This is a genomic window from Bacillus sp. SIMBA_074 (assembly GCF_046534555.1).
In the GTDB taxonomy this organism is placed as follows: Bacteria; Bacillota; Bacilli; order Bacillales; family Bacillaceae_G; genus Bacillus_A; species Bacillus_A mycoides.
This window is the reverse complement of the sequence record NZ_JAWRYM010000352.1, coordinates 1-287: the sequence shown is the minus strand read 5'-3', so window position 1 is coordinate 287 and position 287 is coordinate 1. Positions and strand designations below refer to the sequence as shown.

The 287-nt window shown below is 62.4% G+C and carries 1 protein-coding gene; it reads right to left on the bottom strand.

Annotated elements, in window-relative coordinates:
- Positions 1-287: hypothetical protein (locus SB773_RS31125; RefSeq protein ID WP_410594126.1), on the bottom strand; the 287-nt coding region annotated here is incomplete at both ends.

The window sequence follows — 287 nt, the reverse complement described above, 5'->3', positions numbered from 1 at the left end:
CATACTTGAGAAGCGCCTCGATTGACTTGACGACAGGTGCCTGAAGGTTACGCGTCGCGATGGTCCGGTACGGCTCCCAGAGCGACGCGAGTACTTCATCGTTGTGCGAAAGACCGCCGCGCAGATACCAGGGCACACCATGCGTTTGGCGGTATTCGAGCTTCTCCATCAGTCGCTGCAGCGCGAGTTGCGCGCGCCAGCTCTGCGCCGTCTGTTGTCGGGTGTCCAGGGCGGCGTCCGCCGTCACACGCGCGTCGCGCATCAGTTGCTGATTGCCGATGAACGAG